Annotated in this window: 18 protein-coding genes; 5 read left to right on the top strand and 13 right to left on the bottom strand. The window is 67.8% G+C overall.

All coding sequences use genetic code 11. From position 1 onward, the window contains the following. Positions 1-230: 230 nt before the first annotated feature. From AC6LJ9_RS07695 to AC6LJ9_RS07660, 8 genes are all read right to left on the bottom strand, one after another. Entirely contained in the window at positions 231-863 is a 633-nt protein-coding gene (locus AC6LJ9_RS07695) for an MlaC/ttg2D family ABC transporter substrate-binding protein (RefSeq protein ID WP_498147091.1), read from the bottom strand. A 36-nt stretch (positions 864-899) separates the two neighbouring features. Then, positions 900-1706: an MlaA family lipoprotein gene (locus AC6LJ9_RS07690; protein WP_498147090.1), complete on the bottom strand. Its 807-nt coding sequence runs from the start codon at positions 1704-1706 to the stop codon at positions 900-902. A 75-nt stretch (positions 1707-1781) separates the two neighbouring features. Then, on the bottom strand, positions 1782-2282 hold the full coding sequence (gene mlaD, locus AC6LJ9_RS07685) for an outer membrane lipid asymmetry maintenance protein MlaD (protein ID WP_212319401.1): 501 nt from the start codon (positions 2280-2282) through the stop codon (positions 1782-1784). Positions 2283-2294: 12 nt separating this feature from the next. After that, complete coding sequence (gene mlaE / locus AC6LJ9_RS07680; RefSeq protein WP_498147089.1) at positions 2295-3083, bottom strand: lipid asymmetry maintenance ABC transporter permease subunit MlaE; 789 nt, start codon at positions 3081-3083, stop codon at positions 2295-2297. Then, the gene (locus AC6LJ9_RS07675; RefSeq protein WP_498147088.1) at positions 3080-3916 is read right to left on the bottom strand and encodes an ABC transporter ATP-binding protein; all 837 of its coding nucleotides are present in this window, start codon (positions 3914-3916) and stop codon (positions 3080-3082) included. The genes mlaE and AC6LJ9_RS07675 overlap by 4 nt, the downstream gene beginning before the upstream one ends. 288 nt (positions 3917-4204) lie before the next feature. Beyond that, complete coding sequence (locus AC6LJ9_RS07670; protein WP_498147087.1) at positions 4205-5266, bottom strand: NAD(P)H-dependent flavin oxidoreductase; 1062 nt, start codon at positions 5264-5266, stop codon at positions 4205-4207. A 21-nt stretch (positions 5267-5287) separates the two neighbouring features. Beyond that, positions 5288-6274, bottom strand: a complete 987-nt coding sequence (locus AC6LJ9_RS07665; protein WP_498147086.1) for a Bug family tripartite tricarboxylate transporter substrate binding protein — start codon at positions 6272-6274, stop codon at positions 5288-5290. A 33-nt stretch (positions 6275-6307) separates the two neighbouring features. Next, on the bottom strand, positions 6308-7528 hold the full coding sequence (locus tag AC6LJ9_RS07660) for a YbfB/YjiJ family MFS transporter (RefSeq protein WP_498147085.1): 1221 nt from the start codon (positions 7526-7528) through the stop codon (positions 6308-6310). 64 nt (positions 7529-7592) lie between these two features. Between AC6LJ9_RS07660 and AC6LJ9_RS07655 the strand changes: the two genes are divergently transcribed. Beyond that, a complete protein-coding gene (locus AC6LJ9_RS07655; RefSeq protein WP_498147084.1) occupies positions 7593-8456 on the top strand; it encodes a LysR family transcriptional regulator in 864 nt (287 codons plus the stop codon). An 89-nt stretch (positions 8457-8545) separates the two neighbouring features. Here the strand turns inward: AC6LJ9_RS07655 and AC6LJ9_RS07650 are convergent, their stop codons facing one another. The 4 genes from AC6LJ9_RS07650 to AC6LJ9_RS07635 form a co-directional block, all read right to left on the bottom strand. Beyond that, positions 8546-9184, bottom strand: a complete 639-nt coding sequence (locus tag AC6LJ9_RS07650; RefSeq protein ID WP_498147083.1) for an OmpW/AlkL family protein — start codon at positions 9182-9184, stop codon at positions 8546-8548. A 240-nt stretch (positions 9185-9424) separates the two neighbouring features. Next, the gene (locus tag AC6LJ9_RS07645; protein ID WP_212321515.1) at positions 9425-10891 is read right to left on the bottom strand and encodes a glutamate synthase subunit beta; all 1467 of its coding nucleotides are present in this window, start codon (positions 10889-10891) and stop codon (positions 9425-9427) included. An 8-nt stretch (positions 10892-10899) separates the two neighbouring features. After that, a complete protein-coding gene (locus AC6LJ9_RS07640) occupies positions 10900-15639 on the bottom strand; it encodes a glutamate synthase-related protein (RefSeq protein WP_498147082.1) in 4740 nt (1579 codons plus the stop codon). 441 nt (positions 15640-16080) lie between these two features. Then, on the bottom strand, positions 16081-16848 hold the full coding sequence (locus AC6LJ9_RS07635) for a hypothetical protein (RefSeq protein ID WP_212319336.1): 768 nt from the start codon (positions 16846-16848) through the stop codon (positions 16081-16083). Between the two features lie 367 nt (positions 16849-17215). On the opposite strand from AC6LJ9_RS07635, the gene fghA reads away from it, so the two are divergent. The 3 genes from fghA to rpoH all read left to right on the top strand — a co-directional run bounded on the left by fghA (position 17216) and on the right by rpoH (position 19934). After that, a complete protein-coding gene (fghA, locus tag AC6LJ9_RS07630; RefSeq protein ID WP_212319334.1) occupies positions 17216-18082 on the top strand; it encodes an S-formylglutathione hydrolase in 867 nt (288 codons plus the stop codon). A gap of 89 nt (positions 18083-18171) precedes the next feature. Then, the gene (locus tag AC6LJ9_RS07625; RefSeq protein WP_103272008.1) at positions 18172-18861 is read left to right on the top strand and encodes a hypothetical protein; all 690 of its coding nucleotides are present in this window, start codon (positions 18172-18174) and stop codon (positions 18859-18861) included. A gap of 152 nt (positions 18862-19013) precedes the next feature. After that, entirely contained in the window at positions 19014-19934 is a 921-nt protein-coding gene (gene rpoH, locus AC6LJ9_RS07620) for an RNA polymerase sigma factor RpoH (RefSeq protein ID WP_498147081.1), read from the top strand. Between the two features lie 376 nt (positions 19935-20310). Here rpoH and AC6LJ9_RS07615 read toward each other — a convergent pair whose 3' ends face one another. After that, positions 20311-21138, bottom strand: a complete 828-nt coding sequence (locus AC6LJ9_RS07615; RefSeq protein WP_498147080.1) for a phosphodiesterase — start codon at positions 21136-21138, stop codon at positions 20311-20313. A gap of 183 nt (positions 21139-21321) precedes the next feature. Between AC6LJ9_RS07615 and AC6LJ9_RS07610 the strand changes: the two genes are divergently transcribed. Next, positions 21322-24102, top strand: coding sequence for a cation:proton antiporter (locus AC6LJ9_RS07610; RefSeq protein WP_498147079.1), 2781 nt, complete (start codon positions 21322-21324; stop codon positions 24100-24102). The last annotated feature ends 10 nt before the right edge of the window (positions 24103-24112 follow it).

The following is a 24112-nucleotide window of genomic DNA, read 5'->3' as shown; positions in this document are numbered from 1 at the left end:
GCGCACAGGAGCGTCCGGCAAAGCGCGAATCGGTCATTATATATACGCATGGCGGCGCGGCGCGCCTATGGCCACGTGGTGGACCTGGGCGTTCCGGGATTATGCGTCCCTTGATTTCTCCATCCTGGCATCGCGCTGAAAAGCGCGGCGCCGTCGCGCGGTCCGCGGGCGAAAAAAAGCCCGGCGGGCCGCGAGGGCATGCCGGGCTGGCTGAGGCCGGAGCCGGCCGCCTATTGGTTGCGCTGGTTCAGCGCCTGGATCAGGCCGTCGATGCCGTTCTGGTTGATCTGCTGCGCGAACTGGTTGCGGTAGTTCTCGATCAGCCAGATGCCTTCGACGTTCATGTCGTAGATCTTCCAGCCTTGCGGCGTCTTTTCCAGGCGGTAGTCCACGCCCACGGGCGCGGCGTTGGTCTGGCTGATCTGCGTGCGCACGACCACGTCGTCGCCGTCCAGGCTGTTGCGGGTCGGCACCAGGCTGACCTTGGTGTTGTTGTCGACCCGGGTCAGCGCGCCGCTGTAGGTGCGCACCAGGGTGCCGCGGAAAGCGTCGGCCAGGTCGTGCTTCTGCTTGTCGCTAGCCTGGCGCCAGTAGCGGCCCGCGGCCAGGCGGGTCGTCTTCTGGAAGTTCACGTAGGGCAGGATGTACTGGTCGACCACCTGGTTGATGCGCGCCGTGTTGCCGGACTTGACCGCGCCGTCGCTCTTGAGCACGGCCAGGGCCTGGTCGGCCGCGGCCAGCACGAACTTGTCGGCCGGGCCGTTGGGGTCGGGTTGGGTCTGGGCATGGGCGCCGGCGGCGGCCAGGCTCATCAGGCCGGCAACCGCCAGCCGCTTGAACGTCGAAAACAATGAAAACCGCATGAACTCTCCTTGCTGCGCCGCGCGGGCGGCGTTGGCTTACTTGGCGGGCTGGATGACCGGCGCCATGGCGGGGGCGGCGCCCTTGTTCTTGGCGTCGTCCTCGTCGTCTTCGTAGTTGGGCAGCGCGGACTCGTCTTCCACCTTCTGGCCCAGCACCATGGCGGCGCGGCGTTGCAGGTAGGCGTCGCGCACGAAGCTGTACGGATCCAGCGCCACGCGATCGACCATGTCGGTCGCGTCCAGCAGGCTGGCGCGCGTGTCGACCACGCTCAGGCCCCACAGCGAGTTGCGCAGCGGCACGTTGTCGATGGCGCTGATGCTGGTGTAGGTGGCCTTGCGACCGTACCAGTCGCCGGCCAGGCCGACGCCGTCGCGGATGGTGGACGAACCGATGATCGGCAGCACCAGGTACGGACCCTGGCCGATGCCCCAGACGCCCAGCGTGGTGCCGAAGTCGTTCGGGATCTTGCGCGCGCCGTTGGCCGAGGCGACGTCGAAGCAGCCGCCCACGCCCATGGTGGTGTTGAACAGGAAGCGGCCCAGCGTGTTGACGAAGTCGTGGCCGCGGCCCTGCAGCATGCTGTTGGCACCGGACCAGAGGTCGCCGACGTTGCTGAAGATGTTGTGCACACAGCTGCGCACCGGCTGCGGCGTGACGTAGGTGTAGGCCTGGGCGACGGGCTTGAACACCACCCGGTCGACCGAATCGTTGAACTTGTAGACGCCCCGGTTGAAGCCTTCCCAGGGATCGCGCGGATCCGGGTTCTTGGGCGCGGCGCAGCCGGCCATCAGTGCGCCCGCGGCAGCGACGGTGGCGATGCGGGAAAGAGCGTGCTTGTTCATGATCAGGGCATCCCTATCAACATTTTCTTATAAGCGACGGCTGCGCGGCAGGCAATACCGCGCGCCGGTTAGTCCTTAATTCGCGGGCGTCTTGGCCGGTTCCTGGGCGCCGCCCGAGCCTTGCTTTTCAGCCGATCCGTAGAGGAACTTGCTGATCAGCTGTTCAAGCACGACGGCGCTCTGGGTATAGCGGATTTTGCCGCCTTCGGCAAAGTTCTCTTCTTCGCTGCCCGGCGTCAGGCCCAGGTACTGTTCGCCCAGCAGGCCCGACGTCAGGATGGCGGCCGACGAGTCCTTGGGGAACTGGTAGGCCGTTTCCAGGTTGATGGAAACCACCGCCTGGAAGGTCTTGTCGTCGAAGGAGATGCCGGCGATCCGCCCCACCACCACGCCGGCGCTCTTGACGGGCGCGCGCACCTTGAGGCCGCCCACATTATCGAAATTCGCCGTGACGGTATAGGTGGGCGCGAAGGAGAAGGCGCTCAGGTTGCCGGCGCGCAACGCCAGGAACGCCAGCGCGGCCGCGCCCAGCAGTACGAACAGGCCTACCCAGAAGTCGGTTTTTTCGCGTGACATGATCAATCCGTATCAGTTTCCAAACATCAAGGCCGTAAGCAGGAAATCCAGGCCCAGCACCGCCAGCGATCCCACCACCACGGTGCGCGTGGTGGCGCGGGCCACGCCTTCGGGCGTGGGCTTGGCCTGCCAGCCTTCGTAGAGCGAGACCAGCGTCACGGTGACGCCGAACACCAGGCTCTTGATGACGCCGTTGAGCACGTCGTTCCAGACGTCCACGCCGTTCTGCATCTGCGACCAGAAGGCGCCTGCGTCCACGCCGATCATCAGCACGCCGACCACCCAGCCGCCCAGGATGCCCACCATGGAGAACACCGCCGCCAGGATGGGCATGGCGATGATGCCGCCCCACAGGCGCGGCACCAGCACGCGGCGCATCGGGTCCACCGCCATCACTTCCATCGCCGACAACTGCTCGCCGGCCTTCATCAGGCCGATCTCGGCGGTCAGCGAGGTGCCGGCGCGGCCGGCGAACAGCAGCGCCGTGACCACCGGCCCAAGCTCGCGCACCAGCGACAGCGCCACCAGCAGGCCCAGCGCTTCCGACGAGCCGTAGCGGTTCAGCGTGTAATAGCCCTGCAGGCCCAGCACGAAGCCGACGAACATGCCGGACACGGCGATGATCAGCAGCGAGTAATTGCCGATGAAGTGGACCTGCTGCGACACCAGGCGCGGGCGCGAGAACGCGATGCCGCTGCGCCCCAGCATGCCCAGGAAGAAGCGGGTGAAGTAGCCGATGCCGGAAATCTGCCCCCGGATCCAGCCGCCCAGCGCGCTGATGGGATTGGTCTTGCCGCTCATGCCTTGCGCCCCTGTTGTTGCGCCAGCCATTTCTTGAAGGCCGGTGTTTCGGGGTACTGGAACGCGACGGGGCCGTCGGGTTCGCCCTTGAGGAATTGCTGCACGTAGGGGTCCTGCGATTGCGACAGGATCTGCGGGGTGCCGGCGGCCTTGAGCTCGCCCTGGCCGACCAGATAGACCTGATCGGCGATGGCGAAGGATTCCTGCACGTCGTGGGTGATCAGCACCGAGGCGCAGCCCAGGCGGTCGGCCAGGTCGCGGATCAGGCGGGCAGTGATGCCCATGGAAATCGGATCCAGGCCGGCGAAGGGCTCGTCATACAGGATGAGCTCGGGCTCCAGCACCACGGCGCGCGCCAGCGCGACCCGGCGCGCCATGCCGCCGGACACCTCGGCGACCTTCAGGTGGGCGGCGGCGCGCAGGCCGACGGCGTCGAGCTTGTCCAGCACGCGCTCGGTCAGCTCGGCCTCGCTCAGCCGGGTGTGCTCGCGTAGCGGAAAAGCAACGTTTTCGAAGACGTTCAGGTCGGTGAACAGCGCGCCTTGCTGGAACAGCACGCCCATGCGCTTGCGCAGCGACTGCATTCCGGCGGCGTCGACGGCGGCGATGTCCTGGCCGAAAGCCTGGACGGTGCCGCGCTGGGCGATCAGCTGGCCGGTGGCCGCGCGCAACAGCGTGGTCTTGCCCGAGCCGGAGCCGCCCATGATGGCGACGACCTGGCCGGCCCGCACTTCCATGGAGATGTCGCGCAGCACGGTGAATTCACCATAGCCGAGCACGACGCCGTCCAGGCGCAGGGCGAATTCGGGGGTGCTGCGGGTGTGAGCGGGCATGGGCAACGAAAGGGTGTTTCGGCGGCGGTGCTTGCCGGCCAGTCCGCCCGGCGCGGGCAAGGGGCCGCAGCGCTGGCAGAACAGGCTGCGTCGGGAAGCGCCCTGTTACTCATATGCCGGGACAGGAAATCCGATCTGTAACCGGCGGCGAGGGGCCATTGTATCCCGACGATTTGTGATCACAATCTGCTAGGCAACGAGTGGAACAGTCTTTTCACAATCAGGGACAATCCGGAGGGCGAGGCGGGCGCCGCCCGGCGGCCGGCCCTTCCGGAAATCGGTCCCTGATTAGCGCCGGGCCTGGGCCGCGGCGGTCTCCACGGCCAGCCGGCGCACCAGTTCGGCAGTGGTCTCGCGCCGCGCCATGGGCGCGCCCTGGCCCGCCCACAACGACAGCACGTTGATATTGCCGACGCGGCCGCCGGCGTTGCGCATGGGCCGCGTCAGCGCGTTCTGCAGCGGATAGGGCAGGATGTCGGACGGATTCGCGTCCATGTCGCGCATGAAGGTATTGGCGATGCCGCGCGCCGGCCGTCCGGAAAAGGCCCGGGTGATACGCGACTGCTCGGAGCGGGAGGCGGGCAGGACGGCCTTGTAGGCTTCGCTGATGCCGGATTCCTCGGTGGACAGAAAGGCCGTCCCCATTTGAGCGGCCTGCGCGCCCAGCGCCAGCGCGGCGGCGATGCCGCGGCCGTCCATGATGCCGCCGGAGGCGATCACCGGCACCGAGACCGCGTCGGCCACCTGTGGCACCAGCGCCAGCGTGCCGACGAGCGACTGGTCAAAATCGTCCAGGAAAGTGCCGCGATGGCCGCCGGCCTCATAGCCCTGGGCCACGACGGCGTCCACGCCATCCTGTTCCAGCGCTACCGCTTCGCGCACGGTGGTGGCCGTGCCCACCGTCAGGATGCCCAGTTCGCGGCAGCGCGCCAGCACGTCCGGCGCGATGCGGCCGAAGGTGAAGCTGAACACCGCCGGCCGCGCGCGCAGCACGGCTTCGATCTGCGTCGCCAGCGGGTCTGCCTGCGGGCCGGGCATGGCGGGCGCGTCCAGACCCAGTTGCGCGTGATAGCGCGCCACCAATGCCAGCAGGCGGGCGCCGTCGCCCTGGTAGGGCTGGTCCGGCACGGACGCGAACAGGTTGATGGCGTAGGGTCGGCCGGTGCGTTCGCGGATCGCGCCGGCGGCTTCCTCGATCTGGGCGGCGCTCAGGTAGGCGGCGCCCAGCGAGCCCAGCACGCCCGCCCGCGATGATTCGGCCACCAGCGCCACCGTGGTGGCCCCGCCGGCCATGGGGGCCTGGATGACGGGCTGGTCGAGTTCAAGTCGTTCGCAAAGGCGGGATGTCATGGCGCGCTCCTGGGGCGTGGGTTACTGGAGCTGGATGTTTCCAGCTTTGATGACGTGGGCCCACTTCTCGGTTTCGCTCTTGATGAAGGCGGCGAAGTCCTCGGGCGTGCCGCCGCCGGCCTGGCTGCCGGTGTCGGCGATGGCCTTCTGGACGTCGGGTTCCTTCAGGATGCGGTTGAACTCCGCATTGAGCCTGGCGATGATGGGCGCCGGGGTGCCGGCCGGGGCGACGATGCCCTGCCAGTTATACGATTCGAAGCCGGCCAGGCCCGATTCGGCCATGGTCGGCACGTCGGGCAGCACGTCCAGGCGCTTGGCCGAGGTGACCGCGATCGGGTGGATCTTCTTGCCCTGGATGGCCGGCAGCGCCGAATAGCCCATCTCGAACATCATCGAGATATGGCCGCCCATCAGGTCGGTCGCGGCCAGGCTGCCGCCCTTGTAGGGAACGTGCACGATGTCGATGCTGGCCTGCTCGCGGAACATCTCGCCGGACAGGTGGTGCGCGCCGCCCACGCCGGACGAGCCGAACGACAGCTTGCCCGGCTGCTTCTTGGCCAGCGCGATCAGGTCGGCCAGCGTCTTGACCGGCAGCTCATTGTTGACGCTGAGCACCAGCGGGCTGTTCTCGATCAGGATGACGGGCGCCAGGTCCTTCTGCGGGTTGTAGGGCATTTCCTTCATCAGCGACGGGTTCACCGCCATCGGCGCCAGGTTGCCGGTGCCGATGGTGTAGCCGTCGGGCTGCGCCTTGGCGATCAGGTTGGTGCCGACCACGCCGCCGGCGCCGGCCTTGTTCTCGACCACGATGGGTTGTCCCAGCGATTCGCCCAGCTTGCGCGCCAGCAGGCGCACGCGGGTGTCGGCGAAGCCGCCCGGCGCATAGGGCACGATCATGGTGATGGGCTTGGCGGGCCAGTCGGCGGCCTGGGCGTGGGCCTGGCTGCCCGGGGCGACGACGGCTGCCATGGCGGCCAGGGCGGCGATCAGGGGGCGCAACGGTTTCATGCTGGGGACTCCTCTTTCATAATGAGTGCGGCCTCAGGGGGCATTGCCCCTCGGGTTGACTGCATTATGCCCAGCGCTGCCGCGCGTAGCCGTGATTTTCCCCAAGCCCCAGGCCGACAGCGCCAGCAACGCGGCGCCCGCCGCCAGCGTCTGCGGCAGGCTGGCGCCCAGCCGCGCCGCCCAGGCGGCCAGCAGCGGGCCGACGATCTGGCCGGCGGCGAAGGCCGCCGTCATCAGGGCGGCGGCGCGAGGCGCGGCCGCGCCCGCCAGGCGCCGGGCCGCCACCATGCCGGCCTGGGTGATGACCATGAAGGTGCCGCCCACCAGCAGCGCGGCCACGATCACGGCCGCCAGGTCGTGCCGCAGTGCCGCCACCGCCATGCCCAGCGCCATCGCCGCCTGCGCGCCGCGCCAGATCCGGATCTCGCCGTGCCGGCGCGCCAGCCGAGGCACCAGCAGGCAGGACAGCGCGGCGGCCAGCCCGAACAGGGGCCAGGCCCAGCCGAACACGGCCGGGTTGGGCATGACGTCCTTGGCCATGGCGGGCAGGAAGGTGGCGGGAATGATGTAGCCGACGCCGAACACGCCGTAGTGCAGCGCCAGTCCCGCCATGCCGCGCGGCAGCGGTTCCCGGCTGGCTGGGCGAGCGGACGCGGCGGCGGCCGGCAGCGCCATGCGCAGCCTGGGCCAGGCCGCCATCGCCAAGGCCAGCGCCAGCGCGCCCAGCGCCACCCAGCATTGCGCTGCCGTGGCGCCGGCCGCCATCAGGGCCAGGCAGGCCAGCCCCGTCGCCGCGATGCCGGCGCCAACGCCCGCATAGACCACGGCGGACGCGGCCGGCTCGATCGGGTCGCCCGCTGGCGCGGGCCGCCACGAGGCCACGCAGATGAAACCGAGCGCGCTGGCCCAGCCGGCCGCCAGCCGCAGCGCGGCCCAGCCCGCCACGGAATGCAGCAGCGGCATGGCCAGGGTCAGCGCCGCCACCGCCAGCAGGCTGGCGCCCAGCGCGGCCAGCGGCCGGCGCGGCGGCCACGCGGCCGCGATCAGCGCGGCCAGCAGGTAGCCCGCGTAGTTGGCCGAGGCCAGCCAGCCGCCCTGTTCCAGCGAGAGCGCGGCGTCGTGCGCCATCAGCGGCCAGACCGGCGTGAAGGCGAAGCGGCCGATGCCCATCAACACGGCCAGCGCCAGCGCGGCCGGCCAGGCGAGGCTGACGGCGTAGCGGGCGGGGACGAGGGGCTGGGCATGGCTTGACATGAGCCCACTCTACGGCTGTACTAATATCTTGAATAGTGAATTATTAAGAACATAGGTTCTTTAAATGAGAAACTTGGACCTGGACGCGCTGCAGATTTTCAAGGCGGTCGCCGATGAGGGCGGCGTGGCGCGCGCGGCCGCCCGGCTGAACCGTGTGCAGTCCAATGTGTCCACCCGGCTCAAGCAGCTGGAGACTTCACTGGAAGCCCCGCTGTTCCGCCGCCAGAACCGGCGCCTGGTGCTGTCGGACCAGGGCCGCGTGCTGCTGTCCTACGCCGACCGCCTGCTGCGGCTGTCGGCCGAGGCGCAGCAGGCCGTGCGCGACGGCGCGCCGCGCGGCACGCTGCGCCTGGGCACCATGGAAAGCACGGCGGCGGCCCGATTGCCGCCGGTGCTGGCGGCCTACCACGCGGCTTGGCCGCAGGTGCGCATCGAGCTGGTCACGGGCACCTCGGCCGCGCTGGCGGCCAAGGTGCGCGACTACGAACTCGAAGCGGCTTTCGTGGCCGAGCCTTTTCCCGCCGAGGGCCTGGCAGCAACCGAGGCCTTTGCCGAAACGCTGGTCCTGATTTCGCCGCGCGCCTGGCCCGAGATCGCCGACGCGCGGGCGCTGGCCGATCACACGGTGATCGCCTTCGCGTCCGGCTGTTCCTATCGCCGCATCCTGGAATCCTGGCTCAGCCGCGAAGGCGTGGCGCCGGGCAAGGTGATGGAGTTCGCGTCCTATCATGCGATCGTCGCCTGCGTGGCGGCCGGTACGGGCGTGGCCATCGTGCCGCGCTCCGTGCTGGATGTGCTGGGCGGACAGACCGCGCTGCGGGTGCGCGACCTGCCGGGCAAATACGGCGCCGCGCGCACCCGGCTGGTGTGGCGGGCCGATGACGACACGCCGGCGGTGCAGGCCTTGCGCGATCAGCTGGCGGCCTGAGACGCCAGGCGGTCGCGTCGCATTGTCGAGTGCCAAAAAAAACGCGCGGGCATGTGCCCGCGCGTTCTTGCTTGATGCGTGCGTCCCGATCAGAAGCGATAGCCGATACCCAGCGTCGCCACCCACGGGTTGATCTTTGCAGTGCCGATGCGGTCGCCGTTCAGGCTGACCTTCGACTTGATGTCGATGTAGCGGATGTCCGCGTTCATGAACCAGCGCTCGTTGATCTTGATGTCCGCGCCCAGCTGCGCGGCCACGCCCCACGAATCCTTCAGCTTGAGCTTGGAGCCGTCGAGCGCGCCTTCGGCCTTGGTGCTGAAGAAGTGCGTGTAGTTCAGGCCGACGCCGATGTAGGGCTGCACCATGCTGTCCGGCAGGATGTGCCATTGCAGGCTCAGCGTGGGCGGCAGGTGCTTGGTCGAGCCGATCTTGCCGAGGCCGCCGCCGCGGATGTCGTGCTGGAAGGGCCAGGCGCCCAGCAGTTCGATGCCGATGTTGCGCGTGGCCATGTAGGTCACGGTGAAGCTGGGACGGACGTTGTTGTTCACGTCCAGTTTGACGCCGCCGTTCAGAACGCTGCCGTTGTTGGAATCGGGGCGGACCTGCGTGACGCCGACCTTCAGCAGCACATCGCCGGCCTCGTGGGCATGGGCGGGGACGGCGAAGGCGCCGGCGGCCAGCAGGCCGGCGATGGCGGTGGCGCGGACGCGCCCGAGCTTCGAAAACATTTTCTTCTCCGATCTTTCCGTGGGGTGAGACGACAGGTTCTCAAACCCTGGCGCCGGCTGGATTGACGGGAATCAAACCCTACCGGGATGTCGGGAATCGCGTGGTTGAGCCGCAACACGAGGCGGTCAGGCGTGCGCCGGCCATGCGTGGACGGTGCGCGCTGGCCGTTCAGGCGGCGCAAATGAAACGCCGCCCGGCGCCTGGGGGCGCGGGGCGGCGTGGGGGCCGGTCCCGGAAGATCAGCGCGGCAGGTCGCTGGATCCCATCAGGAAGGCGTCGACCGAGCGCGCGCACTGGCGGCCTTCGCGGATGGCCCAGACCACCAGCGACTGGCCGCGACGCATGTCGCCGGCGGCGAACACCTTGTCGACGTTGGTGCGGTAGTCGTCGGTGTTGGCGCGCACGTTGCCGCGCGCGTCACGGTCCACGCCGAAGGCATCCAGCACGGTCTGCACCGGCGATACGAAGCCCATGGCCAGCAGCACCAGGTCGGCCTTGATCTCGAATTCCGAGCCTTCGGCCTCGCGCATCTTCATCTGGCCGGTCGCTTCGTCCTTGAACCACTCGACGCGCGCGCCCACCAGTTTCTCGACCTTGCCGTTGCTGCCCTTGAGCAGCTTGGTGGTCACGGACCAGTCGCGCTCGCAGCCTTCCTCGTGCGACGAGGACGTGCGCAGCTTCAGGGGCCAGTAGGGCCAGGTCATGCTCTTGTTCTCGGACTCGGGCGGCTGCGGCAGCAGCTCGAACTGGGTGACCGAGGCCGCGCCGTGGCGGTTGCTGGTGCCCACGCAATCGGAGCCCGTGTCGCCGCCGCCGATCACCACCACATGCTTGCCCTTGGCCAGCGTCTGGCTGGTCAGGCGGTCGCCGGCCACGGCCTTGTTCTGCTGGCGCAGGAAGTCCATGGCGTAGTACACGCCCGACAGCTCGCGGCCCGGCACCGGCAGGTCGCGCGGGGTTTCGGAGCCGCCGGTCATGACGACGGCGTCGAACTCGGCCATCAGCGATTCGGGCGTGCGCACGGTCAGGCCGTCGGCGGCCGCGTCGCTGGGATTGCCGATGTAGGTCGACGGCGCGAATTCAACGCCCTCGGCTTCCATCTGCGAGATGCGGCGGTCGATCTGGTGCTTTTCCAGCTTGAAGTCGGGGATGCCGTAGCGCAGCAGGCCGCCGATGCGGTCGCTCTTTTCGAACAGCGTCACGGAATGGCCGGCGCGCGCCAGCTGCTGCGAGCAGGCCAGGCCGGCCGGGCCCGAGCCCACCACCGCGACCTTCTTGCCGGTCTTGCGCGCCGGCACCTGCGGCGTGACCCAGCCCTCGGCCCAGCCCTTGTCGATGATGGCGTGCTCGATGGACTTGATGCCGACCGCGTCGCTGTTGATGTTGAGGGTACAGGCGGCTTCGCACGGCGCCGGGCAGATGCGGCCGGTGAACTCCGGGAAGTTGTTGGTGGAGTGCAGCACGTCCAGCGCGCGGCGCCAGTCCTGCCGGTACACCAGGTCATTCCAGTCCGGGATGATGTTGTTGACCGGGCAGCCGTTGTTGCAGAACGGGATGCCGCAGTCCATGCAGCGCGCCGCCTGCTGCTTGGCCTGGTCGTCGTTCAGGTGCAGCACGAATTCGCGCCAGTTCTTCAGCCGCTTCTGCGGGGCCTCGGAGGCCTCCTGCAGGCGCTGGTATTCCATGAATCCGGTGATCTTTCCCATGATTTCCCTCACGCAGCCAGTTGTTGCGGGTTGGCTGCACGCCACATTTCACCCAATGCGCGGCGGTAGTCCGTCGGCATGACCTTTACGAATTTGCCGCGCGCCGCTTCCCAGTCGCCCAGGATCTCGCGGGCGCGGAAGCTGCCGGTGTAGCGGAAGTGGTCTTCCACCAGGCGACGCAGGATGGTCTCGTCCGTTTCGCGTTCGCCGCCGCGCTGCGCGCTGTGCCAGGTGTCGATGCCGTTCTGCGCCTGCTGCTCGGCGTGCGGCACCACGGCTTCCAGTTCGACCATGGACAGGTTGGCGCGCTGCTTGAGCGTGCGTTCCGGATCCCAGACATAGGCCACGCCGCCGGACATGCCGGCCGCGAAGTTGCGGCCGGTGGCGCCCAGCACCACGACCGTGCCGCCCGTCATGTATTCGCAGCCGTGGTCGCCGGTGCCTTCCACCACGGTGGCGGCGCCCGAGTTGCGCACCGCGAAGCGTTCGCCGGCCACGCCATTGAAGAAGGCCTCGCCCGCCAGCGCGCCGTACAGCACGGTGTTGCCGGCGATGATGTGGTCGGGGCCGAAGCCGCGGAAGTCGTTGGGCGAGCGCACGATGATGCGGCCGCCGGACAGGCCCTTGCCCACGTAGTCGTTGCCTTCGCCCACCAGGTCCATGGTGATGCCGTGCGCCAGGAACGCGCCGAAGCTCTGGCCGGCGGTGCCGTTGCACTGGATGTGGATGGTGTCGTCGGCCAGGCCGTCATGGCCGTAGCGCGCCGCCACGGCGCCGGACAGCATGGCGCCGATGGTGCGGTTGCGGTTGCGCACCGGCACGATGAAGGACACTTTCTCGCCGCGTTCCAGCGCGGGCTTGCTGCGCTCGATCAGCTGGTGGTCCAGCGCACCGGCCAGGCCGTGGTCCTGCTCTTCGGTCTGGCGCACGTCGGCGTCCGACTGGGTCTGGTGGAACACGCGGGTGAAGTCCAGGCCGCTGGCCTTCCAGTGTTCGACGCCGGAGCGCATGTCCAGCAGGTCGGCGCGGCCGATCAGGTCGTCGAACTTGCGGATGCCCAGCTGGGCCATGATCTCGCGCACTTCCTCGGCGATGAAGAAGAAGAAGTTGACGACGTGCTCGGGCTTGCCCTGGAACTTCTGGCGTAGCACCGGATCCTGCGTGGCCACGCCCACCGGGCAGGTGTTCAGGTGGCACTTGCGCATCATGATGCAGCCTTCGACGACCAGCGGCGCGGTGGCGAAGCCGAATTCGTCGGCGCCCAGCAGCGCGCCGATGACCACGTCGCGGCCGGTCTTCATCTGGCCGTCTGCCTGCACGCGGATGCGGCTGCGCAGGCGGTTCAGCACCAGCGTCTGCTGCGTTTCGGCCAGGCCCAGTTCCCAGGGCGTGCCGACGTGCTTGATGGACGACACCGGCGAGGCGCCCGTGCCGCCGTCATGGCCGGCGATCACGACGTGGTCGGCCTTGGCCTTGGCCACGCCCGCCGCCACCGTGCCCACGCCCACTTCGGACACCAGCTTGACCGAGATCGAAGCCTTGGCGTTGACGTTCTTCAGGTCGTGGATCAGCTGGGCCAGGTCCTCGATCGAGTAGATGTCGTGGTGCGGCGGGGGCGAGATCAGGCCCACGCCCGGCACCGAGTAGCGCAGCTTGGCGATGTATTCCGAGACCTTGTGGCCGGGCAGCTGGCCGCCTTCGCCGGGCTTGGCGCCCTGGGCCATCTTGATCTGGATCTGGTCGGCCGAGGACAGGTACTCGGCGGTCACGCCGAAGCGGCCCGAGGCCACCTGCTTGATCTTCGAGCGCAGCGAATCGCCCTTCTTGAGCGGCACGTCGGCTTCGATGCGGTCGGCGCCCAGCACCGAGGCCAGCGTGTCGCCGTCCTTGATGGTGCTCTTGCCTTCGCGCATTTCGGCGCGGTAGCGCAGCTCGTCCTCGCCGCCTTCGCCGGTGTTGGACTTGCCGCCGATGCGGTTCATGGCCACGGCCAGCACCGAGTGCGCCTCGGTCGAGATCGAGCCCAGCGACATGGCGCCGGTGGCGAAGCGCTTGACGATGTCCTTGGCCGGCTCGACGTCGTCCAGCGGAATGGCGCGCGACGGGTCGAAGCGGAACTCGAACAGGCCGCGCAGCGTCATGTGGCGGCGGCTCTGGTCGTTGATGATCTGCGCGTACTCCTTGTACGTGCGGTAGTTGTTCTGGCGCGAGGCGTGCTGCAGCTTGGCGATGGAATCCGGCGTCCACATGTGCTCTTCGCCGCGCACGCGGTAGGCGTACTCGCCGCCCGCTTCGAGGTCGTTGGCCAGGACCGGGTCGTTGCCGAACGCGGCGCGGTGCTGGCGCAGCGCTTCCTCGGCCACCTGGAAGATGCCGATGCCTTCGATATTGGACGCGGTGCCGGTGAAGTACTTGTCCACCAGCGCCTTCTGCAGGCCGACGGCCTCGAAGATCTGCGCGCCGGTGTAGGACATGTAGGTCGAGATGCCCATCTTGGACATGACCTTGTTCAGGCCCTTGCCGATGGCCTTGACGAAGTTCTTCACGGCCTTTTCGGGATCGCCCATCTTGCCCAGCGATTCCAGCGCCAGGTAGGGATGGATCGCCTCGGCGCCGTAGCCGCCCAGCAGCGCGAAATGGTGCACTTCGCGCGCCGAGCCGGTTTCCACCACCAGGCCGGCGTTGGTGCGCAGGCCGGCGCGGATCAGGTGCTGGTGCACGGCCGACGTCGCCAGCAGCGCGGGGATGGCCACGCGCTCGCCGTCGACCAGGCGGTCGGACACGATCAGGATGTTGTAGCCGCTTTGCACCGCGTCCACGGCGCGTGCGCACAGCGCGGCCACGCGGGCCTCGATGCCCTCGGGGCCCCAGGCGGCCGGGTAGGTGATGTCCAGTTCATAGCTGCGGAACTTCTTGCCCGTGACCTGTTCGATGTCGCGGATCTGCGCCATGGCGGCGAAGTCCAGCACCGGCTGCGACACTTCCAGGCGCAGCGGCGGGTTGACGTTGTTGATGTCCAGCAGGTTCGGCTTGGGGCCGATGAAGGACACCAGCGACATCACCAGCTGTTCGCGGATCGGGTCGATCGGCGGGTTCGTCACCTGCGCGAAGAGCTGGCGGAAATAGTTGTAGAACGGCTTGGCGCGGTCCGACAGCACGGCCAGCGGGGCATCGTTGCCCATCGAGCCGATCACTTCCTCGCCGGTCGTGGCCATGGGCTCCAGGATGAACTTGTAGTCTTCCTGGGTCCAGCCGAAGGCCTGCTGGCGGTCCAGCAGCGAGACGGACGATTGCGTGGCCAGATTGCCCTGGCGCGGGGCAGGCAGCGATTCCAGCTTGATCTGCAGGCGCTCGATCCACTGGCGGTACGGGCGGCTGTTGGCCAGCTGCAGCTTGATCTCGGCGTCGTCGATGATGCGGCCCTGTTCCAGGTCGATCAGGAACATCTTGCCGGGCTGCAGGCGCCACTTCTTGACGATGCGGTTCTCGGGGATGGACAGCGTGCCGGCCTCGGAGGCCAGGATCACCATGTCGTCGTCCGTCACCAGGTAGCGGGCCGGGCGCAGGCCGTTGCGGTCCAGCGTGGCGCCGATCTGGCGGCCGTCGGTGAAGGCGACGGCGGCGGGGCCGTCCCAGGGTTCCATCATGGCCGCGTGGTATTCATAGAACGCGCGGCGGCTCTCGTCCATCTGCGTGTGCTGTTCCCAGGCTTCCGGGATCATCATCATCATGGCGTGGGCCAGCGAGTAGCCCGAGTTCACCAGCAGTTCCAGGCAGTTGTCGAACGTGGCGGTGTCCGACTGGCCTTCGTAGACGATGGGATAGAGCTTCTTCAGGTCGTCGCCCAGCACGGCCGACTGCATCATGCCTTCGCGCGCGCGCAGCCAGTTGAAGTTGCCCTTGACCGTGTTGATCTCGCCGTTGTGGGCGATCATGCGGTACGGGTGGGCCAGCGGCCAGGCAGGGAAGGTGTTGGTCGAGAAGCGCTGGTGCACCAGCGCCAGGGCCGAGACCGTGCGCGGGTCGGCCAGGTCGCGGTAGTAGCGGCCGACCTGGTCGGCCAGCAGCAGGCCCTTGTAGACCACGGTGCGCACCGAAGCCGAGGGCACGAAGTATTCCTTGCCGTGGGCCAGGCGCATGTTCTGGATGGCGTGGCTGGCGGTCTTGCGGATCACGTACAGCTTGCGTTCCAGCGCGTCGGGCACCATGACGTCGGCGCCACGGCCGATGAAGAGCTGGCGGATGACGGGTTCGCAGTCACGCACGGCGGGGGACATGGGCATGTCCACGTCCACCGGCACGTTGCGCCAGCCCAGCACGACCTGGCCTTCGGCCCGGACCGAGCGTTCCAGCTCCTGCTCACAGGCCAGGCGCGAGGCGGTTTCCTTGGGCAGGAAGACCATGGCCACGCCGTATTCGCCGGGCGGCGGCAGCACGATGCCTTGCTGGCTGAATTCGTCGCGGTACAGGGTGTCGGGAATCTGGATCAGGATGCCGGCGCCGTCGCCCATCAGCTTGTCGGCGCCTACGGCGCCGCGATGGTCCAGGTTCTCCAGGATCTTCAGGCCCTGCTGAATGATGGCGTGGCTTTTCTTGCCCTTGATGTGCGCCACGAAGCCGACACCACAGGCGTCATGCTCGTTCTGCGGGTGATACAGGCCCTGGGGGGCGGGCAGGCCGATGCGGCTGGCATCGATGGGGGTCGCCGTGGGGGTGCGACAGGAATCGTTCAAGGTGTCTTTGGGCATGGCGCGCTCCGCAGTGGGCCTGCTTCGTAATGTTGCAGTGCAGGAGAAGGACAATACCCCTGGCGGTGGTAGGGTGCAATAAAAATATTGGGGGTGCGTCCCTAAATTAATTTAATTGTTTCATCGTATTAAATATATAGGGACATATTTAAACCCGCATGAATAAAGGCTTTGCGGGGAGGAGTGAAAAAGGCGGATATCGACTTTGCACTGCAAGTGTGCAAATATCAGAAATACGTCCCCATTAAAAAGGACGTTCTCGGCATCGGTTCCCGTGGAATCCGTGGCAATAATCCATCAGATCGAGCAGGCTTCTTCGTTGAGGGGCGGCCACGGCGGCCTGCCGCCGGCCCGCGATCCGAGGGGCCGGATGTGGAGTGGGCGCCGAAAAGCAAACGCGCCGCGCGGCATGGCCGGCGGCGCGTCAATAATGGGGATGGATTAGTGTGAGGATCCGGAAACCGGCGTCACAGGCGTGGGCGTCGCTTCGGAAGCGTCCCCTGCTGTCGCGGGCGTGGCCGGTTTCTTGCGCGGACGTCCGCGCTGTCCTGGCGCGACCCGGCGGCTGGCGGTGTGGGCCAGGCTGGCGATGAAGCTGGGGCCGCCCAGCGCCCACTGGCCGGATACCGCCTGATCGATGCGCTGGGATTCCTCGCGCGACAGGCCGTCCTGCAGGCGCTTGCGGTAGTTGGCCTGGCGGTCGAACGGCGTATTGCCGCAGGCCCAGTAATCGGCGTGGTCCGACTGCCATTGCGCGGGCGGCGCGCTGGTGTTGCCGGTATGGCTGCTGGCCGAGGACCAGGGCCAGGAATCGGGATCCTGCGACGCGCCGCTGCGCACCGGATAGGTTTCCAGCCAGACCTGCGAGGGCAGGACCCAGGCGCCGGGCTCGAGCAGCGCGGAGCGGTAGCGGCCCGCGAAGACGCGGCCGCCGCGCAAGCGCGCCGCGAGGTTGCGGCCCAGCGTCTGCATCAGGCGCGGCAGGCCTTCCTCGTCGGCGGGCGTGGCCAGCAGCAGGATGCGGTCGTTGGCGAGCAGCCAGGCGTGCACCGACACCCGGTGGCGTTGGGCGGACTCGCCCAGCCAGGTGGCCAGTTGATTGAGGATATCGGCCGGCGCGGGTTGCGACGGCGCCGCCAGGGGCTGGATGAAATTGGCTTGCACCAATTGGGGCAGCCCGGGGGCGTACAGGCGGGGCAGACGTGCCATAGTGTCAGCGCTTGCGCATCCGGAAGAACGGGATGTCTTCTCTCACGTATATAAATAGTGCCACGGTGGCCGCCGGTCAAGCCCCCTGATCACAAACTGGGCACGGAAGCCGGATTTTTTTTCAATGGCTCGTACCCAGCCGCGTCGCCCGTTCCGGGCGGCAAGCCCGCGTGGACGGGCGCTGCATGGGGACAAACCAGATGCCGGTCGTCCGTGAGGCGCAGGTTAACATTTGGCGACGGAACGTCGTACCGTGGATATACCCTAATCCCAAAGGATGTCCACGCCGCGATCCGGCCCGTCCGCCACCCTTCCCCGGCCCGCAAGTCAGGGCGCATCTTTCAACCCGCATCCGGAGGACTCCCGCATGGCCGCGGCCTTGGAACTCATTTCCCAGCATCGCTGCTTCGGCGGCTCGCAGCGCTATTACCGCCACGACTCGGCGGAAATCGGCCTGCCGATGCGTTTTTCCGTCTTCGTGCCGCCGCAGGCCGAACAAGGCCCGGTGCCGGTGTTGTTCTACCTGGCCGGGCTGACCTGCACCGAGGAAACCTTCATGATCAAGGCTGGCGCGCAGCGCGTCGCCGCCGAACTGGGCGTGATGCTGGTGGCGCCGGACACCAGTCCGCGCGGCGCCAACGTGCCGGGCGAGGACGAGAGCTGGGACCTGGGCACCGGCGCGGGCTTCTATCTGGACGCCACCGCGCCCGCCTGGAGCCGCCACTACCGCATGGACAGCTACGTCACCCGCGAGCTGCACGCCATCGCCACGGGCGGCGAGCTGCCCGGCGACGCCGCGCGCGCCGGCATCTTCGGTCATTCCATGGGCGGCCATGGCGCGCTGGTGCTGGCCCTGCGCAACCCGGGCAAGTACCGCTCGGTCTCGGCTTTCGCGCCGATCGCCGCGCCCAGCCGCTGCCCCTGGGGCAAGAAGGCGTTCGGCGCCTATCTGGGCGACGATGTCCAGGCCTGGGCCGCCTATGACGCGTCGGCGCTGATGGCGCGGCTGCGCCAGCCCTTCCCTGGCGGCATCCTGGTCGACCAGGGCCAGGCCGACCAGTTCCTGGCCGAACAGTTGTATCCCGAGGTGTTCGAGGCCGCTTGCGCCCAGGCCGGCCAGCCGCTGACGCTGCGCCGTCACGAGGGCTACGACCACGGCTATTACTTCATCTCGACCTTCATCGAGGATCACATCCGGTTTCACGTCGAGCAGCTTGGAAAACCGGCGGCCTGAAACCCCGCTTCTATACTGGTCGGCCTGCCGCCGCAGGCCGGCGCCGCGCCCGGCACGCGGCGTTCTTGCCCTGATGAGGAACGCCTGATTTGATCAACGGTTTCGCTCCCTTCGCCTGGATCCTGCTGGGCGCCGTCGTGGTCCTGTTGCCGGGCCTGTTCATGCTGCTGGGCCGGGGCGGCCCGAAAGATGAGCGCGGCCGCCGCCTCTTCCAGTTCCGGCCGGTACGACGCCTGTTCGGGCTGATGCTGGTGGCGCTGGGCTGCGTGTCGGGCCTGTTGGCGCTGTCGCTGGTGCAGTTCTTTCGCCTGACCACGGACGCGCCGGTCGCGCGCCTCGAGGTCCGCCAGCAGGGCGACGGCCAGTTCCAGGTGCGCGCCAGCGCGCCGGGCATCGGCGAGAAGCAATATGTACTGTATGGCGACCAGTGGCAGATCGACGCCCGCGTGGTGCGCTGGAAGCTGCCCGCCCTGATGGCGGGCGTGCCGCCGTTGTACCGGTTGGAACGGCTGTCCGGCCGCTATGGCGATGCCGCGCGCGAAGCCGCCGCCACGCGCTCGGTCCATTCGCTGGACGACTGGCCGGCGCCCGACCTCGGCTCGCTGAAGAAGAGCTTCCCGAACTGGTTTCCGTTCGTCGACGTGCAGTTCGGCAGCGGCGCCTACATGCCCCTGTTCGACGGGGCCCGCTACCAGGTCTTCCTGGATCCCCGGGGCGCGCTGTTCGCCCGCCCGGACGGACAGGCCACGGAGGAAGGGCTCAAGCGCCTGGGCTGGTGAGGCCGGGCCCGTCCCGGCCGTCGCCGGCGGGCGGGGCCTTCCGCGACGTGCGCCAGTGAAAATAAATGGGGCCACGTCATCAGGAGCGAAACTTTGACGCGCCGCAATAGTCGAATTAGCACTCCCATAACCAGAGTGCTAAGATCGAATCCATGTCGCTTTCCCTGAGCTTTCCGGAGACCTCCGCCATGAAGCAACCCAGTACCTCGTTGGCCGCTTCCGGCAACGCCCTGGCGTTGGCCATCGCCAATCCGGGCGCGCTGGGCACGATCGACGCGTACATTTCGGCCGTGAACCGCCTGCCGGTGCTGTCGGCCGAGCGCGAAACCGAGCTGGGCCGCCGCCTGCGCGACCAGGAAGACTTGTCCGCCGCCCGTGAGCTGGTGCTGTCGCACCTGCGTCTGGTGGTATCCGTGGCGCGCCAGTATCTCGGCTACGGCCTGCCGCATGCCGACCTGATCCAGGAAGGCAACGTCGGCCTGATGAAGGCCGTCAAGCGCTTCGACCCCGAGCGCGGCGTGCGCCTGGTGTCCTTCGCCGTGCACTGGATCAAGGCCGAGATCCACGAATACATCATCCGCAACTGGCGCCTGGTCAAGGTTGCCACCACCAAGGCGCAGCGCAAGCTGTTCTTCAACCTGCGCAGCATGCGCCCGGACGGCCAGACGCTGGATCCGGAACAGGTCGACCACATCGCGCAGGAACTGAACGTCCGCCGCGAAGACGTCAGCGAAATGGAAGTGCGCATGTCCGGCCGCGACATGTCGCTCGAGAACCAGGACGATGACGATGACAGCTACGCGCCCATCGCCTATCTGTCCGACGAAGGCCGCCAGGAGCCGACCCGCGTGCTGGAACGCGCCGCGCGCGACCACCTGCAGAGCGCCGGTCTGAATGGCGCGCTCGAGGCGCTGGATCCGCGCTCGCGCCGCATTGTCGAGGCGCGCTGGCTGCAGGACGACGGCGGCGCCACGCTGCATGAGCTGGCGCAGGAGTTCGGCGTGTCGGCTGAGCGTATCCGCCAGATCGAGGCCGCCGCGCTGAAGAAGATGCGGGGCACGCTGGCTGCCTGACGCCGCAATGCCAGACAAGCCCGGGGCCGCGCAAGCGGCCCTTTGCTTTTGCGGCAAGCCGATAGCGATTCGTCGCGGGCCTGCGTCCAGGATCTATGGTCATCGTTGCATCAATAAATTGATACAACTTCGCTAAGGAATTTCACCAGATTGCAGAAACTTAATCGGGTGGGCCGCGCCTAACTTCATGTAGACCGCGAACTCCGGTTAGCAGTCTTGTCATCCGTCTCGGCTTCTCCTCTTTCCCCTCCCCTATGAGACGGATGCTTGCGGGGCACCTGTATATACCGGTGCCCCGATTTTTTTTGCGCGCGCGATTCGCAGCCGCGCATGGATCGCACCCGGCTGGTGCGTCATGGGCGGCGGTCGGCGTCCTTCAGGCGACCCGCGCAACCTCGGCGGCATTCACGGTTTGCGGTTCCTGCACCCGCCGCACGCCGGTCGCCAGCGAGCCATCCTTGTACAGCTTGATCCATCGATAGCCCGGCGCCTTGCCGTCGACCACGTGCCGGCCGTCGCGCACGCTGAACTGGAAGCAGGTCGATGGCGTGGCCAGGATGCGCAGATTGTGCCGGCGGCGGTCGAACTCGTGATGCACATGGCCCCACAGCAGCACGCGCGCCTGCGGCCAGCGCGCCAGCAGCTGGAACAGGCGTTGCGGGTTGTCGATCATCATGGTGTCGTGCCAGTGCGTGATCGGCATGGCGTTGTGATGCGTGGCGACCAGCGCGGGTCGTTCCGGCGCCTCGGCCAGCGCGCTTTCCAGCAGGTCGAGCTGGCTGTCGGGCAGGTGTCCGCCGTTGGAGCCGGGCACGGTGGTGTCCAGGCAGATGACGCGCCACGCGCCCACATCGGTCACCGGCTCGCTCCAGGCGGGCAGCGCGCGGCGCAGCGTGTCGGGCGCGTCGTGGTTGCCGGGCAGGCAGCGGATGCGGGCGCCGGCCAGCGCCGGGCTGGCCTGCAGCATGCCGGCCAGGCGCTGATAGGCCGCCATTTCGCCGTCCTGCGACAGGTCGCCCGTGGCCAGGACCAGGTCGGGACGCTTGTGGTCGGCCTCGATCTGGCCGAGCACCGCGCGCAGGCTGGCGTCGGTGTTCACGCCGAGCATGGAGGTCTCGGCCTCGCCGAACAGATGGCAGTCGGTAAGCTGGACAAGCAAGGCGGGCGCGCCGTCGCGCGGCGCTTGGGACTGAGTGCGGACCAAGGGCCGCTCCTGCGTAGTTGGCACGGCTCTACATTATCCAAAAACCGGCGCCCGCGCGCGCGATGGCGCTGCCTCCGGACCGCTCAATCGTGAGCAAGCGTGAATTGCCTGACGGAACAGCTCGGAAAAACCGCTATTCTTGTCAAACTTCGCACACGCCTCACGATCTGGACGCGGCTTTACATGGATGTCGGTTTTCTCGTATTCGGCCTGGCGGGCCTGCTCACGCTGGTCTGCTTCATGCCGCCGCTGGCCGGTCGCCTCAAGCTGCCCTATTCGGTGCTGCTGGCCATCGTCGGCTGTCTGCTGGGCATCATCATCCACCTGCATGGCTGGGCGCCCAGCTGGATCGGCGATTTCCTGGACTCCCTGGAACGCTTCGAGATCTCGTCCGAGACCTTCCTGATGGTGTTCCTGCCGGTGCTGCTGTTCGAGACCGCGCTGTCCATGAACGTGCGCCGGCTGATGGACGACATCGGCCCCATTCTCATGATGGCCATCGTGGCCGTGGTGGTGTGCACGCTGGTGGTGGGTGTCACGCTCGATGCCATCTCGTCCTACGGGCTGGTGGTCTGCCTGTTGCTGGGCGCCATCGTCGCCACCACCGATCCGGTGGCCGTGGTGGGCATCTTCCGCGAAGTGGGCGCGCCCAAGCGCCTGACCACGCTGGTCGAAGGCGAGAGCCTGTTCAACGACGCCGCGTCCATCGCCTTGTACTCCGTGCTGCTGGCGGTGCTGGGCGGCCATGGCGAACTCAGCGCCAGCGGCGTATTCAATGATTTCGTGGTGCACTTCATCGGCGGCGGCGTGGCCGGCTTCGCCATGGGGCGGCTGGCCTGTTTCCTGTTCGCCTGGCTGCGCGGCTTCCCCACCGCCGAGATCACGCTGACGCTGACGCTGGCCTACCTGTCCTTCTTCATCTCCGAGCACTACCTGAACGTGTCCGGTGTTGTGGCCACGGTGATCGCCGGGCTGGTGGTGGGGTCCACCGGCCGCACCCGCATGTCGCCGACCACCTTCGAATACCTGTCCAGCGCCTGGGAACAGTTTGGCTTCTGGGCCAATTCGCTGATCTTCCTGTTCGCGGCCATGCTGATTCCCAAGCTGATGGCCGCGGCCGACTGGCAGGAACTGGTGTTGGTGGCGGTGCTGTTCGTGGCCACGCTGGCGGCGCGCGCCATCGTGGTGTTCGGCCTGCTGCCGCTATTGGGACTGACGCGGCTGGGCACCAAGGTCAGCCGGCCCTACAAGGTCGTGATGCTGTGGGGCGGACTGCGCGGCGCCGTGTCGCTGGCGCTGGCGCTGGCCGTGACCGAGCAGACCGGCGTGCCCGAAGAGGCTCGCCAGTTCATCGCCGTGGCCACCACGGCCTTCGTGCTGATCACCCTGTTCGTCAATGGCATCAGCCTGCGCCCGCTGATCCGCATGCTGGGGCTGAACCAGCTGTCGCCCGTGGAGCGCACCATCCGCAACCAGGCGCTGGCCGTGGCGCTGGAAGACCTGCAGGGCAAGACCGACGATCTGGCCAAGACCGAGCACATCGGCAGCGAGGTGCGTGATCGCATCCGCGCCGTGTTCGACGCCAGCCTGGCCAGCGTGCACGACGGCCAGGTGGGCCAGATGAGCGACGAGCAGCGCGTGGCCGTCGGCCTGGCGATCGTGGCGCAGCGCGAAGAGGAAATGTTCTTCGACATCCTGAAGGCGCAGATCGTGGATTGGCGCATGGCCGAATCGCTGCTGGCGCGGGCCGAGCGGCTGGAGGACGCCATCCGCCTTGGCGGCGTGGAGGGCTTCGAGAAGGCCATCGCGGCCGATGTGCGCTATTCGACCGGCTTCCGGCTGGCCCTGCGCGTGCACTATCTGTTCGGTTTCCAGGGCTGGCTGGCGCATGAGCTGGGGCAGCGTTTCGCCAACCTGATGAGCAAGCGTTCCGTGGCACAGCGCCTGATCCTGTTCACCCGCGAGCAGATCACGCCGCTGCTGGGCGAAGAGGCCACGCTGCGCATCGTGTCGCTGCACCAGCGCAGGCTGGACCTGATCGAGAACGCCATGCAGGCGCTGAACCTGCAATATCCCCAGTATGCGCAATGGCTGCAGGAAAGCTACCTGGGCCGCGTGGCCCGCGAGCTCGAGCGCATCCGCTACCGCGACATGCTGGAGCAGTTCCTGATCAGCGGCGAGGTGTACGCCGATCTGATGTCGCAATTGCAGAGCCGCTGGTCGCACATCGACCAGCACCCGCCGCTGGACATCGAGCTGAGCGCGGCCGACCTGATCAAGCGCGTGCCCCTGTTCGAAGGCTTGTCGGCCGATTCGCTGCGCGCCATCAGCAAGCTGCTCAAGCCGAGGCTGGCGCTGCCGGACCAGCGCGTGCTGACCAAGGGCCGCCATGGCGAGGAAATGTGCTTCGTGGCGTCGGGCGCCGTGGCCGTGCACCTGCCGGACAACACCATGATCGAGCTGGGCAGCGGAGAGTTCTTCGGCGAACTCGGCCTGCTGGGCGAGCAGCAGATCGCGCCCGACGTGACCTCGCTGGGCTATTGCAAGCTGCTGATGCTGTCCTCGCGCGATTTCCATGCGCTGCTGGCGCGCGATGAACACCTGCGCGAGCGCATCCAGGTCGTGGCCAAGCAGCGCTTGCGCGCGATCGAGGTGTGGAAGCAGTTCTCGCAGGCCTCGCAGGTCGCGGCGGCGACGCCCGTGGCCGCGCCTGCGCCGGCGCCCAGCGCGGCGGCCGCCGCCGAAGCCGCCGAGGCGGCGGGCGAGGAGCGGCGCGAGGAAGAGGCGGCGAAAGCCGCGCCGAAGGATGAGGCAAAGGACGTGACAACCAGGGATGCGCACGCGCTCGGAAGCGAGGCTGTCGTGGTCCGGCAGGTCGATGGCGCGCAAGACGCGCGGCAGGCCACCGACCGGTCCGCACAGAGCGGAGCGACGCCGGGCGAACCCGGCCTGCAATCACGCTGAGTCAGCGCCG

It is taken from the genome of Achromobacter sp. 1011811831 (assembly GCF_059760905.1).
This window is presented reverse-complemented; position numbering and strand designations above follow the sequence as displayed.

What these genes read in the sequence shown, in the direction of transcription:
- AC6LJ9_RS07645 (WP_212321515.1), bottom strand. Translation starts at nt 10,891, where the DNA reads ATGGGAAAGATCACCGGATTCATGGAATACCAGCGCCTGCAGGAGGCC.
- AC6LJ9_RS07650 (WP_498147083.1), bottom strand. Translation starts at nt 9,184, where the DNA reads ATGTTTTCGAAGCTCGGGCGCGTCCGCGCCACCGCCATCGCCGGCCTG.
- AC6LJ9_RS07690 (WP_498147090.1), bottom strand. Translation starts at nt 1,706, where the DNA reads ATGAACAAGCACGCTCTTTCCCGCATCGCCACCGTCGCTGCCGCGGGC.
- AC6LJ9_RS07675 (WP_498147088.1), bottom strand. Translation starts at nt 3,916, where the DNA reads ATGCCCGCTCACACCCGCAGCACCCCCGAATTCGCCCTGCGCCTGGAC.
- AC6LJ9_RS07635 (WP_212319336.1), bottom strand. Translation starts at nt 16,848, where the DNA reads ATGGCACGTCTGCCCCGCCTGTACGCCCCCGGGCTGCCCCAATTGGTG.
- AC6LJ9_RS07665 (WP_498147086.1), bottom strand. Translation starts at nt 6,274, where the DNA reads ATGAAACCGTTGCGCCCCCTGATCGCCGCCCTGGCCGCCATGGCAGCC.
- mlaD (WP_212319401.1), bottom strand. Translation starts at nt 2,282, where the DNA reads ATGTCACGCGAAAAAACCGACTTCTGGGTAGGCCTGTTCGTACTGCTG.
- AC6LJ9_RS07670 (WP_498147087.1), bottom strand. Translation starts at nt 5,266, where the DNA reads ATGACATCCCGCCTTTGCGAACGACTTGAACTCGACCAGCCCGTCATC.
- mlaE (WP_498147089.1), bottom strand. Translation starts at nt 3,083, where the DNA reads ATGAGCGGCAAGACCAATCCCATCAGCGCGCTGGGCGGCTGGATCCGG.
- fghA (WP_212319334.1), top strand. Translation starts at nt 17,216, where the DNA reads ATGGCCGCGGCCTTGGAACTCATTTCCCAGCATCGCTGCTTCGGCGGC.
- AC6LJ9_RS07610 (WP_498147079.1), top strand. Translation starts at nt 21,322, where the DNA reads ATGGATGTCGGTTTTCTCGTATTCGGCCTGGCGGGCCTGCTCACGCTG.
- AC6LJ9_RS07695 (WP_498147091.1), bottom strand. Translation starts at nt 863, where the DNA reads ATGCGGTTTTCATTGTTTTCGACGTTCAAGCGGCTGGCGGTTGCCGGC.
- rpoH (WP_498147081.1), top strand. Translation starts at nt 19,014, where the DNA reads ATGTCGCTTTCCCTGAGCTTTCCGGAGACCTCCGCCATGAAGCAACCC.
- AC6LJ9_RS07660 (WP_498147085.1), bottom strand. Translation starts at nt 7,528, where the DNA reads ATGTCAAGCCATGCCCAGCCCCTCGTCCCCGCCCGCTACGCCGTCAGC.
- AC6LJ9_RS07640 (WP_498147082.1), bottom strand. Translation starts at nt 15,639, where the DNA reads ATGCCCAAAGACACCTTGAACGATTCCTGTCGCACCCCCACGGCGACC.
- AC6LJ9_RS07655 (WP_498147084.1), top strand. Translation starts at nt 7,593, where the DNA reads ATGAGAAACTTGGACCTGGACGCGCTGCAGATTTTCAAGGCGGTCGCC.